General features: G+C 38.3%; 22 protein-coding genes. 6 read left to right on the top strand and 16 right to left on the bottom strand.

Translation table 11 applies throughout. The features are described from left to right. Positions 1–145: 145 nt before the first annotated feature. The 3 genes from murC to CWS20_RS23775 form a co-directional block, all read right to left on the bottom strand. Positions 146–1,441 carry a UDP-N-acetylmuramate--L-alanine ligase gene (murC, locus tag CWS20_RS23785; protein ID WP_066191173.1) on the bottom strand — a complete coding sequence of 432 codons (1,296 nt, stop codon included), beginning with the start codon at positions 1,439–1,441 and terminating at the stop codon, positions 146–148. A 274-nt stretch (positions 1,442–1,715) separates the two neighbouring features. After that, positions 1,716–2,399, bottom strand: a complete 684-nt coding sequence (locus CWS20_RS23780) for a hypothetical protein (protein WP_066191170.1) — start codon at positions 2,397–2,399, stop codon at positions 1,716–1,718. Between the two features lie 119 nt (positions 2,400–2,518). Beyond that, positions 2,519–5,443 carry a DNA translocase FtsK gene (locus CWS20_RS23775; protein ID WP_066191167.1) on the bottom strand — a complete coding sequence of 975 codons (2,925 nt, stop codon included), beginning with the start codon at positions 5,441–5,443 and terminating at the stop codon, positions 2,519–2,521. Positions 5,444–5,572: 129 nt separating this feature from the next. Between CWS20_RS23775 and CWS20_RS28225 the strand changes: the two genes are divergently transcribed. Further along, entirely contained in the window at positions 5,573–5,719 is a 147-nt protein-coding gene (locus CWS20_RS28225; protein ID WP_157090484.1) for a hypothetical protein, read from the top strand. A 41-nt stretch (positions 5,720–5,760) separates the two neighbouring features. Here CWS20_RS28225 and CWS20_RS23770 read toward each other — a convergent pair whose 3' ends face one another. From CWS20_RS23770 to CWS20_RS23760, 3 genes are all read right to left on the bottom strand, one after another. After that, positions 5,761–6,555 (bottom strand): DUF1444 domain-containing protein, encoded by a 795-nt coding sequence (locus CWS20_RS23770; protein ID WP_066192055.1) that lies wholly within the window; start codon positions 6,553–6,555, stop codon positions 5,761–5,763. 158 nt (positions 6,556–6,713) lie between these two features. Beyond that, positions 6,714–7,028: a thioredoxin family protein gene (locus CWS20_RS23765; RefSeq protein ID WP_066191164.1), complete on the bottom strand. Its 315-nt coding sequence runs from the start codon at positions 7,026–7,028 to the stop codon at positions 6,714–6,716. Then, positions 7,028–8,059 carry a PTS sugar transporter subunit IIC gene (locus CWS20_RS23760; protein WP_066191161.1) on the bottom strand — a complete coding sequence of 344 codons (1,032 nt, stop codon included), beginning with the start codon at positions 8,057–8,059 and terminating at the stop codon, positions 7,028–7,030. The genes CWS20_RS23765 and CWS20_RS23760 overlap by 1 nt, the downstream gene beginning before the upstream one ends. Before the next feature lie 197 nt (positions 8,060–8,256). Between CWS20_RS23760 and CWS20_RS23755 the strand changes: the two genes are divergently transcribed. After that, complete coding sequence (locus CWS20_RS23755) at positions 8,257–10,332, top strand: methyl-accepting chemotaxis protein (RefSeq protein ID WP_066191159.1); 2,076 nt, start codon at positions 8,257–8,259, stop codon at positions 10,330–10,332. A 57-nt stretch (positions 10,333–10,389) separates the two neighbouring features. Here the strand turns inward: CWS20_RS23755 and CWS20_RS23750 are convergent, their stop codons facing one another. Then, the gene (locus CWS20_RS23750) at positions 10,390–10,896 is read right to left on the bottom strand and encodes a hypothetical protein (RefSeq protein WP_066191156.1); all 507 of its coding nucleotides are present in this window, start codon (positions 10,894–10,896) and stop codon (positions 10,390–10,392) included. Between the two features lie 177 nt (positions 10,897–11,073). Between CWS20_RS23750 and CWS20_RS23745 the strand changes: the two genes are divergently transcribed. Continuing rightward, positions 11,074–11,520, top strand: a complete 447-nt coding sequence (locus tag CWS20_RS23745) for a YtoQ family protein (RefSeq protein ID WP_066191153.1) — start codon at positions 11,074–11,076, stop codon at positions 11,518–11,520. A 41-nt stretch (positions 11,521–11,561) separates the two neighbouring features. Here the strand turns inward: CWS20_RS23745 and CWS20_RS23740 are convergent, their stop codons facing one another. Together CWS20_RS23740 and CWS20_RS23735 are read right to left on the bottom strand one after the other, a co-directional pair. Beyond that, positions 11,562–12,074 (bottom strand): DUF84 family protein, encoded by a 513-nt coding sequence (locus CWS20_RS23740; protein ID WP_066191150.1) that lies wholly within the window; start codon positions 12,072–12,074, stop codon positions 11,562–11,564. Positions 12,075–12,229: 155 nt separating this feature from the next. Then, entirely contained in the window at positions 12,230–13,303 is a 1,074-nt protein-coding gene (locus CWS20_RS23735; protein WP_066191147.1) for a M42 family metallopeptidase, read from the bottom strand. 225 nt (positions 13,304–13,528) lie between these two features. Here CWS20_RS23735 and CWS20_RS23730 point away from each other — a divergent pair, with 225 nt between their 5' ends. Next, entirely contained in the window at positions 13,529–13,840 is a 312-nt protein-coding gene (locus CWS20_RS23730) for a PepSY domain-containing protein (protein WP_066191144.1), read from the top strand. Positions 13,841–14,000: 160 nt separating this feature from the next. Here CWS20_RS23730 and CWS20_RS23725 read toward each other — a convergent pair whose 3' ends face one another. Together CWS20_RS23725 and trmB are read right to left on the bottom strand one after the other, a co-directional pair. Next, entirely contained in the window at positions 14,001–14,843 is an 843-nt protein-coding gene (locus tag CWS20_RS23725; RefSeq protein ID WP_066191141.1) for a YtnP family quorum-quenching lactonase, read from the bottom strand. Between the two features lie 181 nt (positions 14,844–15,024). Further along, entirely contained in the window at positions 15,025–15,663 is a 639-nt protein-coding gene (gene trmB / locus CWS20_RS23720) for a tRNA (guanosine(46)-N7)-methyltransferase TrmB (RefSeq protein ID WP_066191138.1), read from the bottom strand. Positions 15,664–15,804: 141 nt separating this feature from the next. Between trmB and CWS20_RS23715 the strand changes: the two genes are divergently transcribed. Continuing rightward, positions 15,805–16,083: a YtzH-like family protein gene (locus CWS20_RS23715; RefSeq protein ID WP_066191135.1), complete on the top strand. Its 279-nt coding sequence runs from the start codon at positions 15,805–15,807 to the stop codon at positions 16,081–16,083. On the opposite strand, the gene CWS20_RS23710 is transcribed toward CWS20_RS23715, so the two are convergent. The 4 genes from CWS20_RS23710 to thpR form a co-directional block, all read right to left on the bottom strand. Continuing rightward, positions 16,071–16,862 carry a phosphotransferase family protein gene (locus CWS20_RS23710; RefSeq protein WP_066191134.1) on the bottom strand — a complete coding sequence of 264 codons (792 nt, stop codon included), beginning with the start codon at positions 16,860–16,862 and terminating at the stop codon, positions 16,071–16,073. The two genes, CWS20_RS23715 and CWS20_RS23710, sit on opposite strands and share 13 nt — an antisense overlap. 313 nt (positions 16,863–17,175) lie before the next feature. Further along, entirely contained in the window at positions 17,176–19,293 is a 2,118-nt protein-coding gene (gene pulA / locus CWS20_RS23705) for a type I pullulanase (RefSeq protein WP_066191132.1), read from the bottom strand. A gap of 460 nt (positions 19,294–19,753) precedes the next feature. Beyond that, positions 19,754–20,725, bottom strand: coding sequence for an NERD domain-containing protein (locus CWS20_RS23700; RefSeq protein WP_066191129.1), 972 nt, complete (start codon positions 20,723–20,725; stop codon positions 19,754–19,756). A 15-nt stretch (positions 20,726–20,740) separates the two neighbouring features. Beyond that, positions 20,741–21,301, bottom strand: coding sequence for an RNA 2',3'-cyclic phosphodiesterase (gene thpR, locus CWS20_RS23695; RefSeq protein ID WP_158237035.1), 561 nt, complete (start codon positions 21,299–21,301; stop codon positions 20,741–20,743). 209 nt (positions 21,302–21,510) lie between these two features. Between thpR and cysK the strand changes: the two genes are divergently transcribed. Further along, positions 21,511–22,437 (top strand): cysteine synthase A, encoded by a 927-nt coding sequence (cysK, locus tag CWS20_RS23690; RefSeq protein WP_066191124.1) that lies wholly within the window; start codon positions 21,511–21,513, stop codon positions 22,435–22,437. 351 nt (positions 22,438–22,788) lie between these two features. Here cysK and CWS20_RS23685 read toward each other — a convergent pair whose 3' ends face one another. Then, a complete protein-coding gene (locus CWS20_RS23685) occupies positions 22,789–23,886 on the bottom strand; it encodes an ABC transporter ATP-binding protein (protein WP_066191123.1) in 1,098 nt (365 codons plus the stop codon). Positions 23,887–23,982: the final 96 nt, after the last annotated feature.

The raw sequence follows: 23,982 nt of genomic DNA, 5'->3' as shown, positions 1-23,982 counted from the left end.
CTCGTCTGTCTCGCTTCTCTCTTGCGGAAGTCGAGCAGACACCTCATTTAGTCCAATTACATCTTCTTCCTTAAAACCGTATATGTGTAACAGAGCACAAATGCAGGAAACCCCCAAAGTATACTAGGGGGTTAGGTGCTTACAACTATAATTGCATTTCATAGGCTTTTTGGAACTTTTGAATATCTCCTGCACCCATGAAAATAAGTACGCTATCGTTATGTTCCTTTAAGATACTCGTTCTGTCTTCATTTAATACGACAGCTCCAGACACTTTAGCCTGCAAGTCCTCAATAGATAGCTTGCCATGATTTTCTCTCGCAGATCCGAAAATTTCACATAAATACACTTGATCGGCCATATTCAAACTTTCGGCAAAATCATCTAAGAAAGTTTGTGTTCTTGTAAAAGTATGAGGCTGGAACACACTAATAATTTCTCTTTCCGGATACTTTTGCCTGGCCGCTTCGATCGTTGCCTTAATTTCTGTCGGATGATGGGCATAATCATCTATAATGACTTGTCTACCAATCACCTTTTCTGTGAACCGTCTTTTTACACCGCCAAATGTTGTTAATTGTGCCTGAACGATTGCTGCATCAATTTCTTCATAATGGCAAACAGCAATAACAGCAAGTGCGTTTAACACATTGTGATCACCGTAAGAAGCGATTGAGAATGTATTATAGAAAGTATTGCGTACAAATACATCGAAAGTTGTGCCTTCAGTGGATTTCACGATATTTCTTGCTTGGAAATCATTTTCTTCACCAAATCCATAAAACAGGACAGGTACCTTCGCTTGAATTTTTTGTAGCATTTCATCATCACCGCATGCGAAAATGCCCTTTTTCACTTGTAATGACATCTCTTGAAAAGCGGAAAAGACATCCTCTATACTAGCAAAATAATCAGGGTGATCAAAATCAATATTCGTCATGATGCAATAATCCGGATGATAAGATAAGAAATGGCGTCTATACTCACATGCTTCAAATGCAAAGTACTCCGCTTTCTGATCCCCTTTACCTGTTCCGTCTCCTATTAAGAAAGCGGTCGGCTTTGCACCTGCCAGTACATGGGAAAGCAATCCTGTTGTTGATGTTTTACCATGGGCCCCTGTCACTGCAATGCTCGTAAAGCTTTTCATAAAATCACCTAAGAAGCGATGATATCTAATCACAGGCAGACCTAATCTTAACGCTTCCTGAATCTCTTCGTGTGAATCAGGAAATGCATTTCCGGCAATAATCGTCATGCCTGGTTCGATATTTTCTTTTTGAAACGGTAAAATTTTAATTCCAGCTTCCTCAAGTGCCACCTGAGTGAAGAAATGCTTTTCAATATCTGATCCTTGTACATTGTAGTTCATATCATGAAGGATTTGTGCCAATGCACTCATCCCTGACCCTTTTATACCTACGAAATGGTAAATAGTCATATAAAGAAACCTCCAACCATCGTATATCTGTAAAACAGTATATGACATATATCTATTTTTGCTCATATTCCATCAATTAGATGAAATTTGGTCATTCTTAAATCACATTTTATCATTATAGCATTATTCATTTTTAAAAACTATGTATCATGTTTCCTGAAAAGAGAATATAGCTCCCAATACTTTAGAATGATACAATTCTGCTCAATTAAAACACATCTTTTGTCCCACGAACCTCAGTGCGTATTATAAGTATAAGCCTTCAATCAGAAAATTACTCCTTTATTACACTCCATTGTTTCAGAGGAGGGAGTATTTCTAATGCCTGCAGTTTTAAAAAAGCTCTCCAAGTCAAATCTGATTGCGTCTCTTTCATATTATTGTAGGCATGCTTGATTCGTTCACACTCTTCTTTAGAAGCAAATATCATGGTTGGCCCCAATGCAAAATCATACTCCAACCCATGGACTTTTCGTAGCATAAGAGCGGAACCTTTATGGAGACTAAGCTTTCTGTTATCACTAAAGCGGACATTAGAAATTTCTCCAACCATCGATTTTAAGATGAACAAATCTTTTCTTTGCTGACCTGTTACTACAAAAGGCTCCATCACGGCAGAGATGCATAGCGCCGCCTGAATCATTTCATATTCCTTTAAGTCTTTGGCCATCTCTTTAATAAACAGATTAAAAATAGTCGTCCTTTGAATTGTCTTATAGTCAAATAAAAACCAATCAAGAAATATTTCATCTAGCTGTTCTAACAAAGCTTGATTTGCTGGAAGACCAAGCTTATTCCTAAAAATATGCTTGGCCCGCACCTTCTCACGAATATTCACGCTGCGATTAACATAATCTATCGCCATGCTGTGTAACTGTAAACTGCATTTCTCACTCTGAGCTTGCTTCTCGGCACGATATTCATTCAAGTTTAATATTGAGACTTCCTTCGTAACCATCGGCCTGGCTCCTTTTTGTTTTTTTATTAGGAGTTTTTTCCATAAAAACATTATTTATTTTATCACTCTTAGCTTAAGTTGTCTCTACAAGGTTACATAAAAAAACAGCTTAACATGAATTATTCGAAGTTACTAGTATGATGACTAGATTCCAGTTCAGCCTCTGTTATCAATACGTCCCTTGGCTTGCTGCCCCGATTTTCGGAGATAAAGCCTTGATCTTCCATCATGTCTATCAGCCTGGCTGCACGATTATATCCGATTTTAAACCTTCTTTGAAGTGAGGAGGTTGATGCTGATTGATGATCAACTACAAACTTGCATGCGTCATAGAACAACTCGTCCTCTTCCTCAGTAATTTTTGCCTTTTTTAACAGTTCTTCTTGTTCAAATAAAAACTCTGGAGAACGCTCTTTTCTAACATGTGACACAACATCGTCAATTTCACGATCGGATACGAACGTGCCTTGAAGACGTACAGGCTTCGATGAACCATTTTCGAGGAAAAGCATATCTCCTCTGCCAAGCAGCTTTTCTGCCCCGCTTATATCTATGATTGTACGAGAATCAATCTGTGATGATACGGAAAACGCTACTCTCGTAGGCACATTAGCTTTAATAAGCCCCGTAATGACATCCACTGATGGCCGTTGTGTCGCTATGATCAAATGAATCCCACAAGCTCTTGCCTTCTGTGCAATTCTGCAAATCGCCTCTTCAACATCCGCTGGCGACATCATCATTAAATCAGCCAGCTCGTCAATGACAATTACGATAAACGGCAATTTATTGGCAAACTGTCTGCTTTCCTCCGCTTTTTCATTGTAGCGGTTGATATCTCTAACCCCCGCATGTGCAAATAGTTCGTACCGTCTCTCCATCTCCTCAACTGCCCACTTTAATGATGCAGTAGCTGCCTTTACGTCTGTAATCACAGGGCTAACTAAATGTGGAATATGATTATATGGCGCAAGCTCAACCATCTTCGGGTCAATCAACAATAATTTAAGCTCATCTGGATCAGCTTTATATAGAAGGCTGACAAGGATTGAATTAATACATACACTTTTCCCTGAACCGGTAGCACCTGCAATGAGTCCATGAGGCATCTTTCTTAAATCTGTTACAACCGGCTTACCAGCTATATCTAAGCCAAGTACGGCAGTTAATGGCGAAGCGCCATTTGAAAATTCAGGACTATTGATGATTTCACTAATAAGAACAGGTCTGCTAGATTGGTTTGGAACTTCAATGCCAATCGTATGCTTGCCTGGAATAGGTGCCTCAATTCTTATATCCCTGGCGGCTAAGCTTAATTTAATATCATCTGATAAGTTAGTAATCTTATTAACCTTAACTCCCGGCTCCGGCTGTACCTCAAATCTCGTCACCGCAGGACCTTTCGTTACATTCACTACACTTGCCCTTACATTAAAGTCGTGTAGCGTAGAATTCAAGAGCTCCTCTTGCCTATGAAGCCATGCTGAATCCTCCTCCATCACTACTGGCGGAGTCAGTAAATTTCTTGAAGGGAAAACATAATGCGGCAGCGGTTCTTCCTTTTCATGCTCAGTCACCATCGTTAATGGCTGCGGCTTCGTTTCAGTTTTTTCAACACGCTTATTTGAATTGAACTTTTGTTTATCTGAATTTAGCATCATTACATTAAACGGCAAATGGCTTCTCGATGAGTGACTGCTTTCTTCAGGTGATTTTCGCTCTGTTTCGCCAGTAATTTCCTCAACTGTTTCGAATGGCTCATCCTGCACTTCTTCGTTCTTCTCTGTCAAAATGAGTTCCGGCTGCCGCGTTACATCTGAAACCTCTTCCTGCTGCTGTGCTTCTGGAGGACTCCAAGCTAATACTTCTTGCATTCCCCGCTCTTCTGAAGGGCTCTCAGCAATAACCTCTTCATTTTCCCTCTCTTCTGTCGAGCTCTCTGCGATAAACTCTTCAGATTTCCGCACTTTTGGCCGATCCTCTGCATAATCACCTTCTGATTCCCGCTCTTCTGAAGGGCTCTCAGCAATAACCTCTTCATTTTCCTGCTCTTCTGTCGAGCTCGCTGCGATAAACTCTTCAAATCTCTGCACTTTTGGCCGATCCTCTGCAAAATCACCTTCTGATTCACGCTCTTCTGAAGGGCTCTTGATAACAACCTCTTCCTGCTGCTGATATTCTTCAAAAACAAGCTCAGCTTCAGTTTCTTCAGCAACATTGACGTTATGTGCAGAATCTTCATTGGTACCCACGCCTGCGATTTCATCAATTTCACGTGTCACTTTTCTCTCTTCATGAAAAATAAGAGTATGTTCTCTATCATCTTTATTTTCAGCTTCTTTATTGAAAACTGCCTCTTTATCATCCCATCCTCGCGATGGTTTTTCGAGTGTAACAGCCTGCTCTTCTACAGCAGCACCTATATCGCTTTTTTTATCATGTCTATAGGAATTTTCTCCAGAATAGGAGGATTCATTTCCATATTCATCTCTCATGTATATGATTTTTGTTTCTTGCTCTGTGTAATTCTGTAATACCTTACCCTCTTCTTGTTCAGTCCGTCCAATTTCATATTCTACTGGTTCAATCTCTTCTTCTATTATTTGTTTTTTAATTTTCGGCCGCTCATATCCATAGATAGGGGATGGTATTTCTGTTGGCTTAAAAGGGCCTTTTCTATACTTTGCTTCCCTCTCATTACGCGTATACTGACTTTCTTCCTTCGGTTTGTTTTCCAGCGGTTTCTTTCGTTCAACACTTTGTTTTCTTTGCTCCGGTTTTTCACTTGCAGGGATTTTTTCTTGATTCTGCTTCTTTTGTCTAATGCTGCTTCTATCCCGTTCCTTTTTTTCATCCGGAATTATTGGAAAGCGAAATTCACCTTTAGGGTATTGATATATGACACGTGTCTCAACTTCACGAGATTGCTCAGATTTCTGATAGCTTTGCTTCTGCTTTACTTCTTCTTCCGTATCTATGTATTCATCGTCGTATTCATAATCATCATTTTTAAATAAATTCTTTAATCTTTTTATCCAGCTCATTGAAAATCATCTCTTTCTTGAATTCTTTCCTCTCCATTTTAGCAGTAATCGATGAAAATAGGGTAGAAATTAAGTGACCTGTGTTCTGATTGATACTTTTAAGATTCTATTGCAAAGGATGACACATAAATGAAAAATGGACCACTAAGTGATCCATTTGAGGTTGCAGACAAACTCATTCCTAATTTTTTCAAAAAGAAGCGGGTGGGATTTTCCAAGGCTTACTGCACGCTTTCCGCGGGGCGAAGCGGTAAGCCACTCCAAATTCAACTTTAATTTTATTATTTTCACTTTGGAATGGACCACTCAGTATCCAGTTATTTTTTCTTGTTTTTCCCTAAAATAAAGATTGGTTCCAATTCACCATTTTCATATAAAAATGATAACGCGGTAATTGGCACCCGTCCGCTCGCAAAGAAGCTCATAGCCATTTGCGCCAATACGTCATACCCTGTTTCATTTTTTATGTCAGCGATAATTAATACATCCTGGTGTGGAACGGCAACTGCCATATCACCTTCAAGCTTTTGTTTCATCTCTTTTAAAAAGGCTTCGTTCAATATCCTGCTTGCATCATAACCATCATTTTTATTTAAGAAATAAAAAGTATTCCCTGCTACGTGATCTTTCTTTAAAGCTGTTGATAATGATCGGACATTGAATAGAGCTGTCTCCTTAATTCTCTCACGTTCCCATCCTTCTTTACTTATCAACGCTTCGTCAATTAAACGATAAGTATTTCCTAGGTCAAGAGCATAGTATATCCTTGTTTCCGCCGTATGATCGTCATATAAAAATGAGACGCCTTCTTGAGACTCTGAAGGGAAGGAAGTCGAGCGAATGACAGGAATGATATTTTTTTCCTTTCCAGAAAAATGAACATCGCCATTCATTGCTTCAAGGCCTTCTTCAACATAGTACACGACTTCATCAATTGCCTTTTCCTTTTGCTCTTGATATTTTGCAATGATGCCAGGCAAAGTTATCGTTATTCCTTTTCCCGTACCTGCATCCTCTATACGCAGCTGATCTTTCTCTCTATCAAATGAAAATGAACGGTTTTCTTTTGCTAGCCGCTTCTCTAGTTCAGCTTTCATCTTTTTACTATCCATTTTATTTTTCAAGTTTTGCCCCTCCTTTACGGGGAAGAATTCCGTATACAGTTTACACTATATAGAATAGAAACAAAAGCGGGAGGCATGAAAACGTAATCTAGTATATTTTCATAAAAAAGCGGTTTTAGCCAATTAGACTAAAACCGCTGTTTTCATTACGCTAGTGAAGAAATAAATTGTTCAATTTCAGCCTGTGTTTTGCGATCCTTACTAACCAATCTGCCTAGCTCCTGACCGTCCCTATATCCAACAAAGCTTGGTATGCCAAAAACATCAAGCTTTATGCAAAGATCCAGGAAATCATCACGGTCTACATAAATAAATGTGAACTCTTTAAATTTTTCTTCCACTTCAGGCATAAATGGTTCAATAAAACGGCAATCTCCACACCATTGTGCAGAAAACATAAAAATATGTTTGCCATTGTCTTTTAGCTCTTCAAATTGCTCCATCGATTGTAATTTTTTCATTATTTTTTTCCTCCCATATTAAGCTTCATATCTCCAAATTTTATCCAGTCTTTTTTTCTCATATATTCTGATATTATCAAGCTAATGACAGCTGGTCCAATAAAATGCAATAAAACGACCTTTAAAACGACGGCAAAGCTGAAACCCATGACTGAGAAAGTCATTATTTGACCGACAAGTCCGCTTGTACCCATTCCTGCGCCTGCCGCAACACTTTCCATTTTAAATACCATCGTTGAAATCGGAGCTAAAATTACGCCAGCAACGGTAGGAGGAATTAATATAAGCGGGTTTTTAATAATATTAGGAATTTGCAGCTTGGATGTACCTAATCCAAGAGCGGCCAAACCGCCAATTCTATTCTCACGATAACTGCTTGCAGCAAAGCCTACCATTTGAGCGGCACAGCCAACCGTTGCTGCGCCTGCAGCTAACCCATTTAAGTCTAGCATCATTGCAATGGCTGCTGATGAAATGGGACCAGAGATGGCAAACCCCATCAACATAGCCACGACAATACCCATTAATAGCGGCTGCTGGTCTGTTCCCCACATAATTAAACTGCCGACACCCTTCATAATATAATCAATTCCCGGCCCTATCAATGCAGCTACAGAATAGCCTGTAAATACAACAGTAAAAGGTGTCACTATAATATCAAGCTTCGTTTCATTACTGACCACCTTGCCAATTTCCGTGGAAATTAAAGCGGCTACAACAGCACCAGCTGGACCACCCAGCGCTGCTCCTGCCGCCCCGCTCACAATAGCTGCAAACAATACAAGCGGAGGAGCCTTTAAACCATAAGCAACAGCTACGCCTATAGCCGGTCCCATCAATCCCATTGCCATCGTGCCGATTTCAATCATATACGCTGCAAATCCGCCTGCACCTAACTGTTCACCTATTGTTTTAATAATAACACCAATGATTAATGAAGCAAATAAACCAAGAGCCATATTGCTCAAGGCATCTATTAAATAAACTTTAGGAGACAAGCTTACACCTTTTTTGTTTAAGAATTCCTTCATTCGTTTTTGTTCCTCCCCATCTATTATCCAAGAAACATATAAAGACTATTTTGCAAGCACCTTAATAGATTACCACATGTAAAGACAGATGTAATAGATAATATTTCTTTCTGTCGGATATTGTCAATATAGGTAATAGGTTCTATAATAAAGGTCATAATATTTTTGAATTTTCTATAAATTAGGAAGGTGAAGCTGTGAAAACAATTCGGGGTAAAATAAGAGTTATTTTATTAATGACCATTGGAGGATTTGTTATTCTCTTAATATCCAATTTTATCAGTACAATCATCCAGGATCAAAGCAGAGCGGAAGAAGAGAAAATGAAGCAAACAGTCGCAGATAGTATTGGAATAAAATACAATATGGCATTGACGAGGAAATTTGAACAACAGTTTCTACGCACCCCAGACCAATCTGGCATTGATTTAGTGACACAATCGATTCATCGTGTTAAATCTGAAGCAAAGGCAATTAGTGAACAGCAAACAGATACAAAATTGAAAGTACAATTCAACCAGATTGTTAAAGTCTCCGATACATATTTAGAACAATTTACCCAGCTTGCAAACAAGTATGAACAGATTGGTTTTCATCAACCCCATGGTTTAAAAGGACAAATTGAAAACTCTGCAAAACAAATTGCTTCCTTAACGTCCTACGTCAAAAATCCTAAGATTGAGGAACAAATCCTATTGATGCGTATGTATGAAAAACAGTATTTAGCAGTAAGAGAGGAGGAGGCATTCCATCAATTTTCGCAAGCAAGTCAAGCTTTAACTTCAGAAATAAAAAATGATGCAAGTCTTGATGAGTCATCCAAAGATTACATATTAGATAGATTATCCCAGTATTTAGTGGCAATGGATACAATTAATGATTCTTATCAGCAGACAGTTGATTTTATTCACCATTTTGATGAACAAGCAGGAGCCATTGAGCAGTTTGTTTCAGCAGCTGAACAAGAAGCGATTGCAATTACAGTTGCACTTCAGGAAAAGATTGACGAGCAAAACAAGTGGCTCACCTGGGGCAGTGCTGCTCTTAGTATCATTCTGCTTATTATTCTTACATTAGTAGGATATTACTTACTAGCCAATATTTCCAAAGCAATAAATTTATTAAAAACCGGTGCAGAAAAAATTGGCAGTGGTCATCTATATTACCGTGTTCCTGCTAGCGGTGAGGAAGAAATGAATCAGCTCGCTCATACTTTCAATTCAATGGCTGAAAAAGTGCAGCAGGCATTTGTCCATATATTAGACTCTTCCTCACAGCTGCAGTCGTCCTCACAGGAATTAGCTGCTATATCTGAAGAAACAAATGCTCAATCAAATGAAGTGAATGCAGCGATTAAACAAATTGCATTAGGTGCAGAAGAACAATCCCAGCAACTTGAAGTCAGCAGGCTAGATATTGAAAAAGTTAAAACCGCGATTTCACATACTGAACTGCTTAGCAAAGAAATATCAACCGAGGCAGCACTAGCTGCACAAGAGGGAGAGAATGGGCTCGAAACGGTGATTGCATTAGAGAGAGTGACAGATCAATTTATTCAATTGTCAACTGAAGTGACTAATAAAGTGACACAATCATCAAGACAAACAGAGAGCATATCTACCATCATTGATAAAATTCAAAGCATAGCCGATAACACGAACTTGCTTGCATTAAATGCAACTATAGAAGCTGCCAGGGCAGGTGAATCAGGCAGAGGCTTTGCCGTAGTCGCTGCTGAAGTGAAAAAGCTGGCTGAACGTACAAAATCAGAAGCAATAGAAATTCAGACTTTAATTATAAGCATGAATGAAAAAATGACAGAGCTTATGCTGGAAACTGAACAATTTAATTTATATAAAATGCAACAAGCTAGTGCTGTAAATGATACGAAAGCGACCTTTGAAAATATTGCTGGTCACACTAAAATCATACACAGCAAATCAGCTTTCATTGAGGATGCAGTGAATCAGATTCATCTTACCAATGATTATTTAACCGAAAGAATTATTGAATCAGCCTCAGTTTCACAGCTATCAGTAGCTGCTGCTGAAAAGGTTTCAGCCTCGAGCGAAAATCAATTAGAAGCGATTGAAAGGGTCAACTATGCTGCGGTAGAGCTAAGTGAAATTGCCAATGACCTGCAGCATGAAATTAATCATTTTGAGCTCAAAGGCAGTGCATCCCCTGTATTGGCCCAGCAAAAAAATAAAAAACAAAGACTTTTTCAGTTTCTACCAAAAAGACTTTTTAGAGAAAAACAAAATACCAACTAAAAAGGTTAAAGATTTAATCTAACGTCTAAGCTCTCTGTTAAATTTAAAGTCAATTGCTTATTTAACCTCTACAGAGTTTGCAATGAACATCATTTTTTTTGCTTCATCGGTGATTTTGCTTACCTTTGATTGTGTAGTGATTTTCACACCGCCAATCCCTACCGTTATTTCAACAGTTTCATCATTGAGCGGAGTCATAAGGAGGAAACCAAAGCGATCATCATGATAATAAGTATCATTCACATCATAATCTATTTGGCTTATCGCCGTATCATATATTACATCACTTTGGTCAGATTCATGCTGGTTATAAAATAAAATGTATTCCTGGCGCCGGCTTTTCAGCAATATATTATTTGGCTTTTCTCTTTCAACTTTAAATCCGCTCGGTAAATAGTATTGTATATGTTCATTTTCCTGATTAGGGTCAATAGGCGCTAGATTAAAAGCCGCTTTTGCTGCTTCTCTCGCATTTGAACGTTCTTCTGTATATGATGTTTCTGCACAAGATGTATTGACAACTACCGCTATCGTAATCATCAGGAAAGACAAAATATTTTTCATGTTGAACATCTCCTTGAATATGCTGTCATCTTATCAGGCTATAAAAAAATAAAAAGAAGGGATTGGGATTGGCTTAGTATCCTTTTTCAACTGTTATCTCTATTTTCTATTCCTATCCTTTTAACTATTCAACTGAAAATGGTAAAATATTAAAAAAGATTGTAAAGGAGACTAAGTATGGAGATAAATGTTTATTTAGCTGGCGAAATACATTCAAATTGGCGTGAAGAAATAAAGGAGAAAGCAAAATCGCTTCAGCTCCCTATTCACTTTTATGGCCCAATGGAAAATCATGATCGTTCTGATATTATTGGGGAAGAAATTTTAGGAGAGCAGCCAAATGCCATTTTGCGTGATGAAGCTGCATCAGGGATCAATAACTTGCGCACACAATTATTAATGCAAAAATCTGATCTTGTCATTGCTTTATTTGGTGAAAAATATAAGCAGTGGAATACGGCAATGGATGCGAGTGCAGCTGTATCACAAGGTAAACCGCTCATTCTCATTCGACCAAAGGAGCTGCATCATCCATTAAAAGAACTTTCCAGTAAAGCGAAGGTCACTGTTGAAACAGTTAATCAAGCGATGAAGGTTCTTTCCTATATTTTTGAGAAAGAGTAAAAAAACTCGGAAATGAAGAAGGAGCGCTTCATTTCCGAGTTTTATTTTCTATTCCTATATTCATATTGACCGACTAATAGTTTAGCTACATGAGTAAACATGTCTGCTCTATTGATTTGGCCATTTGTAAAAATCCCCACAGCTCCTTCATGGTGACGAATATTTTCTTTTCTCGTAAATCGATCCATAACCGGACCAAGCTCCTCGCCCGCTATTAAATGTTTCGCTATTTCTTCAGGTAAAAGAATTCTTGCTCCGCCTGCAATAATCGGAGGTTTGCCTTCTTCTACAAGCGCGCCCCAATTGCATAGAAATAATCCAAAATCAGTCTTTTCCACTCCACCTTCAAGCCCAATGCCAATCTTTCCATCATGAGTAGCAAGCGCTCCTTTCGCACGATTGATCGCACCTTCAATCGTTTCCCTGTCAGATAAAGGCTGACTGTTCACTAGAGATGGAATATCCAATGCTACATATTCCGAAGAATAATGATTAAAAGCCGCCTGTACCGCTTTTATCTTGGCAGGATTTTTGGAACCAATTAAAATTTTCAACTTTGACCACCTTTTTTTAGAAAAACCCGGCGTTCGCCAAGTCCGATATTTTAAAGCAAATGATATAAAAAAATGTTCACTATAATACGTAAATTAAGTTAAACTCTCCTATTAGCCTAGAAAAAGAGACAGCTTTTCACTGCCTCTCCTGTTTCTTAACTATTTTGACGAATCGTTTCCACAGTTGTACGATCTAATGATTTTACAAGCTTGACTAATAGTTCTTTCGCTGCTGCGTAATCGTCTATATGAACAATTGAAGCATGTGTATGAATATACCTTGAGCAAATGCCTATTACTGCACTTGGCACGCCTTCATTTGATATATGAACGCTTCCCGCATCCGTCCCACCTTGGGATACGAAATATTGATAAGGAATATTATTCGATTCAGCTGTATCAAGTACAAATTCTCTCATACCTCGATGCGTAACCATCGTACGATCTAAGATTCTAAGCAATGTACCTTTTCCAAGCTGGCCAAATTCATTTTTATTTCCTGACATATCATTCGCTGGGCTGGCATCAAGTGCAAAGAATAAATCCGGATTAATCATATTTGCCGCTGTTTTTGCTCCTCTTAAACCTACCTCTTCTTGTACTGTCGCACCAGACCATAAATTAATCGGTAATGTTTCATCCTTCAATTCTTCTAGAAGCTCAATCGCTAATCCGCAGCCATAGCGATTATCCCAGGCTTTTGCAAGAATCTTCTTCTCATTTGCCATCGGAGTGAAAGGACAAATAGGGACAATTTGCTGACCGGGCTTAATGCCAATATTCTTAGCATCCTCGCGATTATCAGCACCAATATCAATAAGCATATTGCCAATTTCCATCGGTTTATTTTTCTTTGAATCGTCCAGCAGGTGAGGAGGAATTGATCCGATTACACCAATAATCGGTCCGTTATCTGTCATAATCTGGACTCTTTGCGCCAACAATACTTGACTCCACCAGCCGCCTAAAGTTTGAAAACGAACCATGCCATTTTCAGTAATGGAAGTGACCATAAATCCTACTTCATCCATATGACCTGCAACCATAATTGTCGGATCATCTTCTCCGCCTCGTTTAACACCAAAAATGCTGCCAATTTTATCTTGAACAATTTCATCAGCATATTGCCCCAATTGTTCGCGCATAAAGTTTCTAACTAGATGCTCATTACCGGGCGCGCCAGGTAGCTCTGTTAATGTTTTAAACATTTGTAAAGTTTTCTCGTTCATATCTCCCGCTCCTATTCTTTTTACAAAAATCAACTATTGCTGTATATGTATATCTTTTATTTTACAGAACTTTCATATTCCTTGCCACCATTTAACCAAGTGGAAACAGTTTTTATATTCTCCAATCTTTGCTAAGATAAGAGAGAAGATTCTTATAACTAAGCAAATAATAAAAAACTCACTTAAATTGCGTATCACTTATTTTCAACCTTCGGAGGTGCAATTATGAATTGGAAATCATTTGCAATAGGAATTGGCGTAGGTCTGGTTGGTGGCTATTTAACAAGAGAACTCCTCTCTGAAAAAATTGAAGTTACTCCTGAAAAAGCTTTGCAAAATGCAAAAGAAGCATTCAAGGAAGCCGGCACAATCAGCGGGTCATGGATTCACATGAAAAAAGAGCCATTCGAAAAAGGACAGCTTCATTATGAAGTGTATAAAGGCGGTATCTCAAGGCATACTGGCGAAAGCTTAAAGCAATATGAATTTATCGCAGATGCTAAAACAGGCGTCATTCTTGATGCTTATCCACTATGACTCAAGAGACTCCCGAGGTGAAAAACCGGGAGTCTTTTATCATAAAAGTTAAGTGAGGAATTTAAATGTATATTCCTAAATATTCTCTTGTATGATTCTTTTTAACCATGAATAAAAAATGCTCCGCATCACTACAAGCGATACGGAGCAAATGCATGTCTTAATTTTCTCTTTCCAGTGAGTCTATGATTGATTTGCCTTCCTGATCCCACTTCACAGCTCGATAAATTGTATCATGATAGAAGAAGAACCATGCATTGTTCTCAAGTCCAATCTTCATCCATTTCTGCTTAGCTGCAATCGAATCCATCGGGTAATCATCAAAAGCTAGCACCCACAAAACATTTTGATGTGCATGTGTCGGCATGATATCAGCCATATGAATGAACATCTGATCCTCAGCCTCTAACACAAGAATCGAATGTCCATCACTATGCCCGCCAGTGTGCACCATTCGAATCGGTCCAAGCGTCCACTCACCTTCAAAGGTCACAACTTGATCTTGAATGGCCTCCCAATTTTCTTGCCAATATGTATTTTTCGAACGAATATTTGGATTTCTCATTTCATCCCATTCAACTTGTGAAGCAATAATTTTTGCATTTGGAAAAGCAGAAATATATACTCCCTTTTCATGTTTTGTTAATCCGCATGCATGATCAAAATGCAGATGAGTCATTAATATATAATCAATATCAGCTGCAGAAAGACCTAAAGTTTCCAAGTCAGCATCTACATTCGACTCTTCTGTAGCGCCATAATTTCGTTTTTGTTTTTCAGAAAGCTTGCCATTTCCTAAACCGCTTTCAATCAAAATATTTTTATTTCCCCATTGAATCAAAATCGGATCAGTTCTTAATTCAATTTGATTATTGTCATTGCTCGGATACTTTCTGGACCATAGCGGTTTTGGAACAACACCAAACATTGCGCCGCCATCTAAATGAGTAACGCCTCCGCGGAGCCATGTTAATTTTAAATCTGCCATCTGTAATGTTTCCATCTTGCTCCTCCTCTCAACTTACATCTATATTTTAACATTAAGTAGATAGTTGATGAAATATTAAGAACTTTCATATGATTTCCGGCCGACTGTCATTCATCTGACGATCTCGTCACTTTATCACAGCGATTTACCCACAAAAAAGCGCCCAATAGTCAAACCGACTAAATGGGCACTTCTTTTAACGATATTGTACTTCACAGCGATAAATGCGGCTGCCTTTATTGGAGAATTTTTCTTCGTATTCTGTCATAATGTTGCCTTCATAATCGCTATTATGAAGGTCAAGACTGACATAGTTGAGCAGCATGCCATATTCTGAGAAGCTTGTAAGGGAATATTCGAACAGCCCCTGATTATCTGTTTTAAAGTGGATTTCTCCATGTTCAGGTAAAATGTCTTCATAAATAGACAGGAAAGTTTTATAAGTTAATCTTCTTTTGGCATGGCGTTTTTTTGGCCATGGATCAGAAAAGTTTAAGTAGACTCTATCTACTTCGCCTTTTTCAAAGAAATCTCTAAGATCCTCTGCATTGGCATTCATGAGTTTTACATTAGGCAATTCTTGTTCAATAATCCGATCTAATGCGGATACAATGACGCTTTCTGCAAGCTCAATCCCTATATAGTTAATTGCCGGATTCTGCGCAGCCATTCCGGTAATAAAGCGTCCTTTTCCAGTACCAATTTCTATATGAACCGGATGATCATTACCAAAATAATCGCTCCAGCTGCCTTTTTGGCTGTCTGGTGAAGAGATGACATATTGTGGGTGATCATCCAGCTTTTGTTTTGCCCACGGCTTATTTCTTTGTCGCATAGTGACACTCCTATTAATAATTAATCGTTCAAAACATACCACGTCAAATGAAACGTTGCAAGCTATTCTTAACGAATAAAAAAATGAAAGGAACTGCAAACTAACTTTGATTCCTTTTTTAAGAAAGGGTGTAGCGGAACAATGCCAATTAGTCAGAAAGATCAATTATCCTTGCTGCAAGATATTTTAACTAATCATTCTTCTGATGCTTGCGGATCGGTTTCAGAATGTGAACAGCTTGAACGTCTTGTGCAATCTTTAATGTTACAAAACGATTTGCAAGAGGACATGCTTCCCATTTTGGAAGAGGTTCATAAATATAGTCAAGATGGAATGCAAGCTAAAAACCTCAATACTCATATTGAGGCTAGCAAACAAAATCTATCACAATGGGTAGACGATATGATTCAATTATTATAATCTAACGTAAGCATTCTTCCCAAACCTTGGATAAGATGATTCATTTCTTGAAAACGAAATTTGCTTTTATGCCATTGAATGCTGTCTAGGGTTTGGGCAATTACATACCATTTCATTCGCAATCTTAAGTCATCTGTAAGCTCCAAGCCATATCTTTTGACCCAATCTGCCCATTCATCAACCGGGATATAAGAATATAACAGCGTCCCTAAATCAATTGCTGGATCGCCTATGACCGCTCCGTCCCAATCAATTAAATAGAGTTGATTATCCTCAGTTAAAAGCCAATTGTTGTGGTTCACATCACAATGGCATACCGTCTTTTCCTCACAGGAAAGGAAGTCTACCTTTTCCTTTAAAAAATGGATAGACTTATGGATATCTTCCTGGTCCTTTAAGTCACGATCGATTCCTTTTAATAACGCTTTAAGAACTGTTTCTGGATTGATTGCCGACTTCCCAAGTCGAGTCAGCATACCTAGCAGCGGCTTAGAGGAATGGATTTTTTTTAAAAGCCGGGCTACTCGCTCATTATTCATTTCTGATGCTTTTAATTCACTGCCGTTCATCCATTGCTGAGCAGTAAACACATCCCCGTTTTCCATCCTTTTTGTCCATACTAGCTTCGGGACAATACCTTCAGCAGAAAGCACAGCTAGGAAAGGAGAAGAGTTCCTTTTTAAAAATAATCTTTGTTCCTCATGTTGAGCGTAATAGGCTTCTCCAGTTGCTCCACCAGCCGGGACAATCTCCCAGTCATCCCCGAATAAATTTTCCAAAATAGTTCACCTGCAATTTACTATGCCATTTGCAAAACAGCTTTATTAAGAAATGGGTTCGCATGCGGCCATTCCCTACTGACAATCTATTTATTTATACATTACTTCATGTTCACTTATGATTAGAAAAACTTGGCGTTTGCCAAGTTCTATCGGCGAATCCTTAGTCTTTCTTATACTTTATATTAGGTAAGTCTCACTCTTCTACTAAAAATAAAAAAAGCTATTGATGCAAAATCCTACAATAGCTATCTAAATAAATTTTATCTCTTTCGTGCTTTTTAATCAAGTCATCTTTTTTGTCTGTCTCATTTCATTGTATAAAGATATAGCTGCTCATGGGCTTCATTGTGATCTTAGCGACCGATTTAATCGGATGAGGCGAAGCTGTACTTTCATTGGCAAGGAGCCCCCACTTGCCATCTGGCAATGTAACTTCTTTTTCTTCAATTGTACAATTGAGGAATATTAACATTTTTTTCTCTAAATCCTCATTTGCAATTCGGTAAGCGATGATTGGCTTCTCAAATGAAAGAAAGGTGATGCTATCCTGTATTTGTTTTGTATTTTTCAACCTTAAGTTTGGATATTTCTTTCGAATGCTTATTAAGCCTTTAATATAATTTACATTTTCTCTAAATTTCGTTCTGTCCTTCCAGTCTAATTGGTTGATTTGATTTGGAGATTGATAACTGTTTCCATCGCCTTTTTTTGTGCGAAAAAACTCCTGTCCGCTGTGTAAAAAGGGGATTCCCTGTGCAAGCAAAACCATAGAAGTAGCCAGTCTATGCCTACGCTGATTCAACTCAAGTGTGTCATTTGGAAAGCAAACTTCAATTTTATCCCATAAAGTGTGGTTATCATGAACCTCTACATAATTCACAGACTGCACAGGCTCATTAAATATGCCGCTTTCACCTACACTTCCCATCAATACATATTTAGCCGCCTCATAGTAAAATCCATTTCCAAATGCATACCCTGTATCATAAAGATTAAACGTATTCCCTTTGATGGAATCTCTGAACCAATCATTAAATTGCCCAATCTCCGGCATTTTTGCTTGATTGTTAATATTCGCCTTTATTTCATGGCTAATCGGGGTATTCAAGTCCCATCCTTCTCCAATAATGAGAATCGATGGATCGATATGATTCGCTGCTCTTCTCACTTCATTCATCGTTTTTACATCTAGAATCCCCATCAGATCAAACCTGAAACCATCCAGCTTATATTCTTTTATCCAAAAAGTAATGGAGTCAACGATAAACTTTCTTACCATTAACCTTTCTGATGCCACATCATTTCCGACGCCCGTTCCATTAGAGGGCATTCCATTATCATCATGCCTAAAAAAATATCCAGGGACCATTTTTTCAAAAGCAGATTCTTCCCGTTCATATACATGATTGTATACAACATCCATAATCACCCTAAGTCCTTGTGAGTGGATCGTATCAATCATTTTCTTTAGTTCATTAATTCTTGAGTAAGGATCGTATGCATCGGTCGCATAGCTTCCTTCTGGTGCATTATAATTCAGCGGATTATATCCCCAATTATACTTTTCCTTTGGCTTTGTTTCATCAACGCCTGCAAAATCATTAAAAGGAAGAAATTCAATATGAGTCACGCCAAGCTCTCTTATATAAGTTAATCCCGTTGTAAAGCCATTATTATTTTTACTATTGCACTCGGAAACCCCTAAGTACTTTCCTTTTTGTACGACTCCACTTTCGGGATGAATCGTTAAATCTCTTATATGAGTTTCATAAATAATCGCTTCTGTCGAATGCTTAAATGGCGGGGAAGGAGATGTCTGCTTTTCAAACTTTTCCTTATTTATAATAATGCCCTTTTCGCCATTTACACTCAAAGCAATCGCGTATGGATCTACTGCGTGGCGCCATTCTAGGTTTACACAAACTAAAAAGGAATAGCGCCATAGTTCCAGATTATCCTTTTCCGTATATTCCCACATTCCTTTACTTTGTCTACGCATGCCCATTTTTTTCTCTGCTTTATCTTCAGGAGACTGAAGAACCAGCTTCACCTCGGTAGCAGTTGGTGCCCATAATCGAAACACAGTCTGCTCCTTATGATATTTCGCTCCAAGCTCGGCATCACAATAAAATTTTTCATCAAACTGATGAGTTCTTATTACCGCACCAATCTGCATATCTGTTTTTCCACCATGCTCATCCTTCACCCAATATCGGTCACCAAATACAATTTCAGCTTCTACACGGCAACAATATTTTCTGTAGTTCTCAATCTCTGTCACATTGACTATATATATTGGAAGATGAACCCCAGCATGGATTAATGTAAAGCTTTCGGAATGCCCATTATGATAATCAAAGGGCAAGAGGATCGTTATAAGCTGCAATTCATCCAAGTATGCATAAAATCGTCTTTCGATTACGTGCAAATGGGCCCAACTCCTTTTGTGATGTAAGCGCTTAGAAAAACTCTTTGCGATTTTATCAGTTTATGGGATATAGCATCTTGAAAAGGTCTGCAACTGTTGAAGGAATTTTGCTCTTACTAAATGATAGACGGCCGAAGTATTTATAAACCATCCAATGGAGTTGCTTAAAGGGTCACTCTATTCCTCCCTGGATAAATGACTTTATAGCAATTGCGCTGCATGCAGTTCATATAGGTCTTTATTATTTATATTTTTCAACATCTCATTCAGTGCTTGTTTCTGGTCTTGCAGAATAGAAAATCACTAAGCAAAATCATGGATAAATTATTTCTTCGTTTTTCTTCTCTATGACCACTTAATTCAACCTGTTCCAGTCCTTTCCAGGTAAGCTACAAAAAACTTGGCATTCTCCAAGTCCTTTCAGTGAATGCTTTCGTACATAATAAATGGCGCATCCACTTTATTCTTCCATAGCATCCCAATCATGCCTGCGAAAAGCTTGGATGTCTCCATAAATTAACAGCGATCTAGCCGCTTTCAGCTGATGATTTTTTAATGGCGAACGCATGCTTCTCATTTTTGAAAACCATTCCTCATAATTTTTACGATCTATGATGTGATAGCCGTTTGGGACTGATGGATAATCAATATAACCATTTCGGGAGAGAACGATTTGTTTAACAGGCAAATCGATCGAATGCTTGCGGAAAATTGGCTTAATCACCTGAGCTGTCCGATTTAATGCAAACAGGGGATTGAGAACCTTTTTATCTTGCCTTTGGCTTTTGCCTGCCCAAAAGTGTTCAGATGACCCTGTATATACCATTAAATCTTCTTCTTCAAGAAAAGATACGCACCAGACTTCCGTAGGTGTAATGACGATTGTTTCTAGAGCAATCGGAGCACTTTTCACCTTAAAGATTGGATCATAAAGCACTAAAAAAGTATCTGGAAACCGCTGCAGTAGGTACTTTAATTTTTCTTCATAATAATATTGTCGCTGGATATTTGACTTCTCCGTCAATGTCGAGCTCGCCCACTTCATTTGAAAACGAAATAATTGATCTAAATATTGTTGTTTTAAATCTTCAGATGAGTGCGGCTTCACAGTGAATACAGCTTGGAAGTCAAAACTATCCTCTTGCTTCTCAAGTTGAACAATCTCAGGAGAAGGAAGAATAGATCCTGAATTAGCCTTTTGTTTTCTTGAAAGCAACCCCTTCACCTTGTCTTTAATTGATGGTTTTTCTTCTATTATCTCGGCTGCTGCAGGCTGCTGCTGTTCAATCCATTCTTCAAATTGATTGCGTTCCCAACCTTCATTCAGCTTGGCCCACTGCTGCTGTTTGAGCCTGACAAACCTGGCTGGATATAAATAGATATTTTGCTCGTAGCGTGAGATATAATCTTGCAACTTAATTAACTGTCCCATTCACTTATGCCTACCTTAATTAATTTTTAACGGAAGTGTAGCTATTTTTCTATACTTTGGTATCGTTTCAGTATTTGTTTCGTATAGCGCGATTTCATCTATGGTAAAGGGAATTGAATGCAGAAATTGACCAGGTGCATTTGAATACGGCTCTTCATCTATCCATTTGCGCGCAAGGGTAATATGCGGAGTAAATGCTCTTGCCTCAAGCTTATAGCCAGCTTTCTGGCAACATGTATACACAAGCGCTCGCAGCAAATGAAGCTTGTCATTCTCTTGAATATCTGCCCACAAAATTCGAGGTGATTCTTTTTTACCAAACGTGCCTATATTTTGTATTTCAGCTGGAAATGCAGGAAAATCAGAGATCTTTTCTTTAATGAATGAAGTTGCATTTTTTAGGCTTTCTTCAGCTGAATCTCCAAGGAAGGCCAATGTAATATGATAATCTTTATAATGAACCCATTTTTTAAAGGACCCTTGATTACCCATCCCATCACATTTGTTTTTTAAGATATCTTTAACCTCAGGCGGCAAACTAACAGCAAAGAAGTAATGCGGACTTCTTTCCTTCACAATTAACCCCTCCATTATTTTTATCTACCTTTATTTTAACAAACTATGACTAAAAGTCCGAAAGAATAAGTAGTACTTAAGACTCATTCATTGATATTGCTTTCATAGGTTCAATGATTTGATTGAAACCATCTATATTGGATAGGATAGGTATGATATAAATAAATTATTACTTAATAGTTCGTTTTACTAGGAAAGGAAGAAAAGTGATGAAAGTTGTAGAAAACCTCGCAGAGTTAATTGGAGACACGCCTTTAGTTAAATTAAATCGTTTGGCTCCCAAGGATGGAGCATCAATCTATGCGAAATTAGAATTTTTTAATCCAAGTAAAAGCGTGAAGGACCGGGCCGCTTATAATATGATTATCGAAGCGGAGAAAGCTGGTCTTTTAAAAGAAGGAGCGACGATTATTGAGCCTACTAGCGGAAACACTGGCATCGGCCTTGCAATGAATGCAGCCGCAAAGGGATACAAAAGCATTCTCGTCATGCCAGATACAATGACACAAGAACGAATTAATCTATTAAAAGCTTATGGAGCAGAAGTTGTTCTTACACCAGGAGATGAAAAAATGCCTGGATCAATAAAAAAAGCGAAGGAATTAGCAAAAGAAATCCCTAACAGCTTTGTGCCGATGCAATTTGAAAACTCCGCAAACCCTGATGCCCATAGAACAACAACAGCCGTAGAGATTATCGATGGCATGAAACAAATTGGGAAGGAGCTCACTGCTTTCGTAGCAACGGCGGGTACAGGCGGAACCATTACCGGTACGGGTGAGGTTTTAATAGAGCATTATAAGGATTTGCAAGTCCATGTCGTTGAGCCAAAGGGTTCACCCGTTCTTTCAGGCGGAAAACCAGGCAAGCATAAGCTCGTCGGAACGAGTCCAGGGTTTATTCCCGATATTTTAAATACATCCGTTTATGATGAAATTCATCAAATCAATGATGAGGATGCTTACGATACGGCAAGGGCAATGGCAAGAAAGGAAGGCATTCTTGTCGGACCGTCATCCGGTGCAGCCTGCTATGCTGCAATTCAAGTAGCGAAAAGACTCAATCCTGAAGATGTTGTTGTATTTATTGTTTGTGATACAGGAGAGAGATATTTATCAAGTGATTTATTTAAATAATAACCTGCTTTGTTGAACTACAATGTTATTTGCTATACAGAAATAGGATGTCTAATTAGATAACAGCAGGCTGTTGACAAACTCATTTACAGGAATTTGCATTAAGACGCAAATGCATGCTGTATGGATGTAATAACCAAAGACGTTAAAAAATGTAAACCCTTAGTAAATGAGATTGTCCATCTTGATGTGAATTCAGGTGTTCAAATTCATTCGGATTTCGATTTTCTTATAAAAATCTTGTAGGACTCACGCGACAAGGATATTAAGCAATAAGGTTTCTTACTTAAGAATCTCATGGCTTCAGTCTTAAGAGGATCCATAGCCTTACACCTTAATACTCATTATTTTTTATTGGATTCTTAATTCTGATTCTTTATTGAAAAAATGGACCTTATTCATATCAATGCCAAGATCAATTGTTTCTCCTGGTGAAATACTAGTCCGTGAATCAACGCTCGCAACGAAATTCTGTCCTTCTAGTGTCGAATAAACCATCGTTACTGCACCAGTTAGCTCCGCCACATCGACTATAAATTGAATGGTTGAACCACTAAAAGCATCAATAAATACTTGTTCATTATGGAAGTCCTCTGGTCGAACTCCAAGGATAACTTCCTTTCCAACATATCCTTGGTCACGGAGCACTTTCAACCTTCCTTCTGGAATCGAGAGACTTTCGTTTCCAATTTCAAACTTGTCACCTTGAATTTTCCCATTAAAAAAATTCATTGATGGAGATCCGATGAAACCGCCAACAAAGACATTATCAGGGTTATCGTATACTTCTTTTGGTGTCCCTACTTGTTGAATAATTCCATCCTTTATCACTACAAGCCGGGTAGCCATTGTCATCGCTTCTGTCTGGTCATGCGTTACATAAATCGTTGTTGTATTCAACCGCCGGTGAAGCTTGACAATCTCAGCACGCATCTGAACACGAAGCTTGGCATCAAGATTTGATAATGGCTCATCCATCAAGAACACTTTCGCATCACGCACAATCGCACGTCCTAGAGCCACACGTTGACGTTGTCCACCTGACAGAGCCTTTGGCTTCCGTTTAAGGTAATCTTCTAATCCTAGTATTTTCACAGCTTCACGTACACGGCGGTCAATCTCATCTTTAGCGACTTTACGAAGCTTTAGTCCAAAGGCAATATTATCGTATACTGTCATATGTGGATAAAGAGCATAGTTTTGGAACACCATTGCAATGTCGCGGTCTTTTGGTGCCACATCGTTTACTCGTTCTTCGTCAATATAGAAATCACCTTTTGAAATTTCCTCTAGACCTGCAATCATACGTAGAGTCGTAGATTTCCCGCAACCAGAAGGACCAACAAAAACGATGAATTCCTTATCCTGTATATGAAGATTAAAATCTTTTACAGCAATTACATTATTGTCGTATATTTTATAAATGTGATTTAATTTTAATTCAGCCACTTTCTTCCCCCCTAAAATGAAAAGGTTTACATGAATAGCTTACCTTTGTTGCCCATTTTAGTCATGGGCATCTTGCACAAAGATAATGAAAGCCTT

This window comes from Cytobacillus horneckiae (assembly GCF_002835735.1).
Classification (GTDB): domain Bacteria; phylum Bacillota; class Bacilli; order Bacillales; family Cytobacillaceae; genus Cytobacillus; species Cytobacillus horneckiae.
The sequence above is the reverse complement of the archived record's forward strand: the minus strand, read 5'-3'. Positions and strand labels throughout refer to the sequence as shown.

What these genes read in the sequence shown, in the direction of transcription:
- murC (WP_066191173.1), bottom strand. Translation starts at nt 1,441, where the DNA reads ATGACTATTTACCATTTCGTAGGTATAAAAGGGTCAGGGATGAGTGCA.
- CWS20_RS23780 (WP_066191170.1), bottom strand. Translation starts at nt 2,399, where the DNA reads ATGGTTACGAAGGAAGTCTCAATATTAAACTTGAATGAATATCGTGCC.
- CWS20_RS23775 (WP_066191167.1), bottom strand. Translation starts at nt 5,443, where the DNA reads ATGAGCTGGATAAAAAGATTAAAGAATTTATTTAAAAATGATGATTAT.
- CWS20_RS28225 (WP_157090484.1), top strand. Translation starts at nt 5,573, where the DNA reads ATGAAAAATGGACCACTAAGTGATCCATTTGAGGTTGCAGACAAACTC.
- CWS20_RS23770 (WP_066192055.1), bottom strand. Translation starts at nt 6,555, where the DNA reads ATGGATAGTAAAAAGATGAAAGCTGAACTAGAGAAGCGGCTAGCAAAA.
- CWS20_RS23765 (WP_066191164.1), bottom strand. Translation starts at nt 7,028, where the DNA reads ATGAAAAAATTACAATCGATGGAGCAATTTGAAGAGCTAAAAGACAAT.
- CWS20_RS23760 (WP_066191161.1), bottom strand. Translation starts at nt 8,059, where the DNA reads ATGAAGGAATTCTTAAACAAAAAAGGTGTAAGCTTGTCTCCTAAAGTT.
- CWS20_RS23750 (WP_066191156.1), bottom strand. Translation starts at nt 10,896, where the DNA reads ATGAAAAATATTTTGTCTTTCCTGATGATTACGATAGCGGTAGTTGTC.
- CWS20_RS23745 (WP_066191153.1), top strand. Translation starts at nt 11,074, where the DNA reads ATGGAGATAAATGTTTATTTAGCTGGCGAAATACATTCAAATTGGCGT.
- CWS20_RS23735 (WP_066191147.1), bottom strand. Translation starts at nt 13,303, where the DNA reads ATGAACGAGAAAACTTTACAAATGTTTAAAACATTAACAGAGCTACCT.
- CWS20_RS23730 (WP_066191144.1), top strand. Translation starts at nt 13,529, where the DNA reads ATGAATTGGAAATCATTTGCAATAGGAATTGGCGTAGGTCTGGTTGGT.
- CWS20_RS23725 (WP_066191141.1), bottom strand. Translation starts at nt 14,843, where the DNA reads ATGGAAACATTACAGATGGCAGATTTAAAATTAACATGGCTCCGCGGA.
- trmB (WP_066191138.1), bottom strand. Translation starts at nt 15,663, where the DNA reads ATGCGACAAAGAAATAAGCCGTGGGCAAAACAAAAGCTGGATGATCAC.
- CWS20_RS23715 (WP_066191135.1), top strand. Translation starts at nt 15,805, where the DNA reads ATGCCAATTAGTCAGAAAGATCAATTATCCTTGCTGCAAGATATTTTA.
- CWS20_RS23700 (WP_066191129.1), bottom strand. Translation starts at nt 20,725, where the DNA reads ATGGGACAGTTAATTAAGTTGCAAGATTATATCTCACGCTACGAGCAA.
- cysK (WP_066191124.1), top strand. Translation starts at nt 21,511, where the DNA reads ATGAAAGTTGTAGAAAACCTCGCAGAGTTAATTGGAGACACGCCTTTA.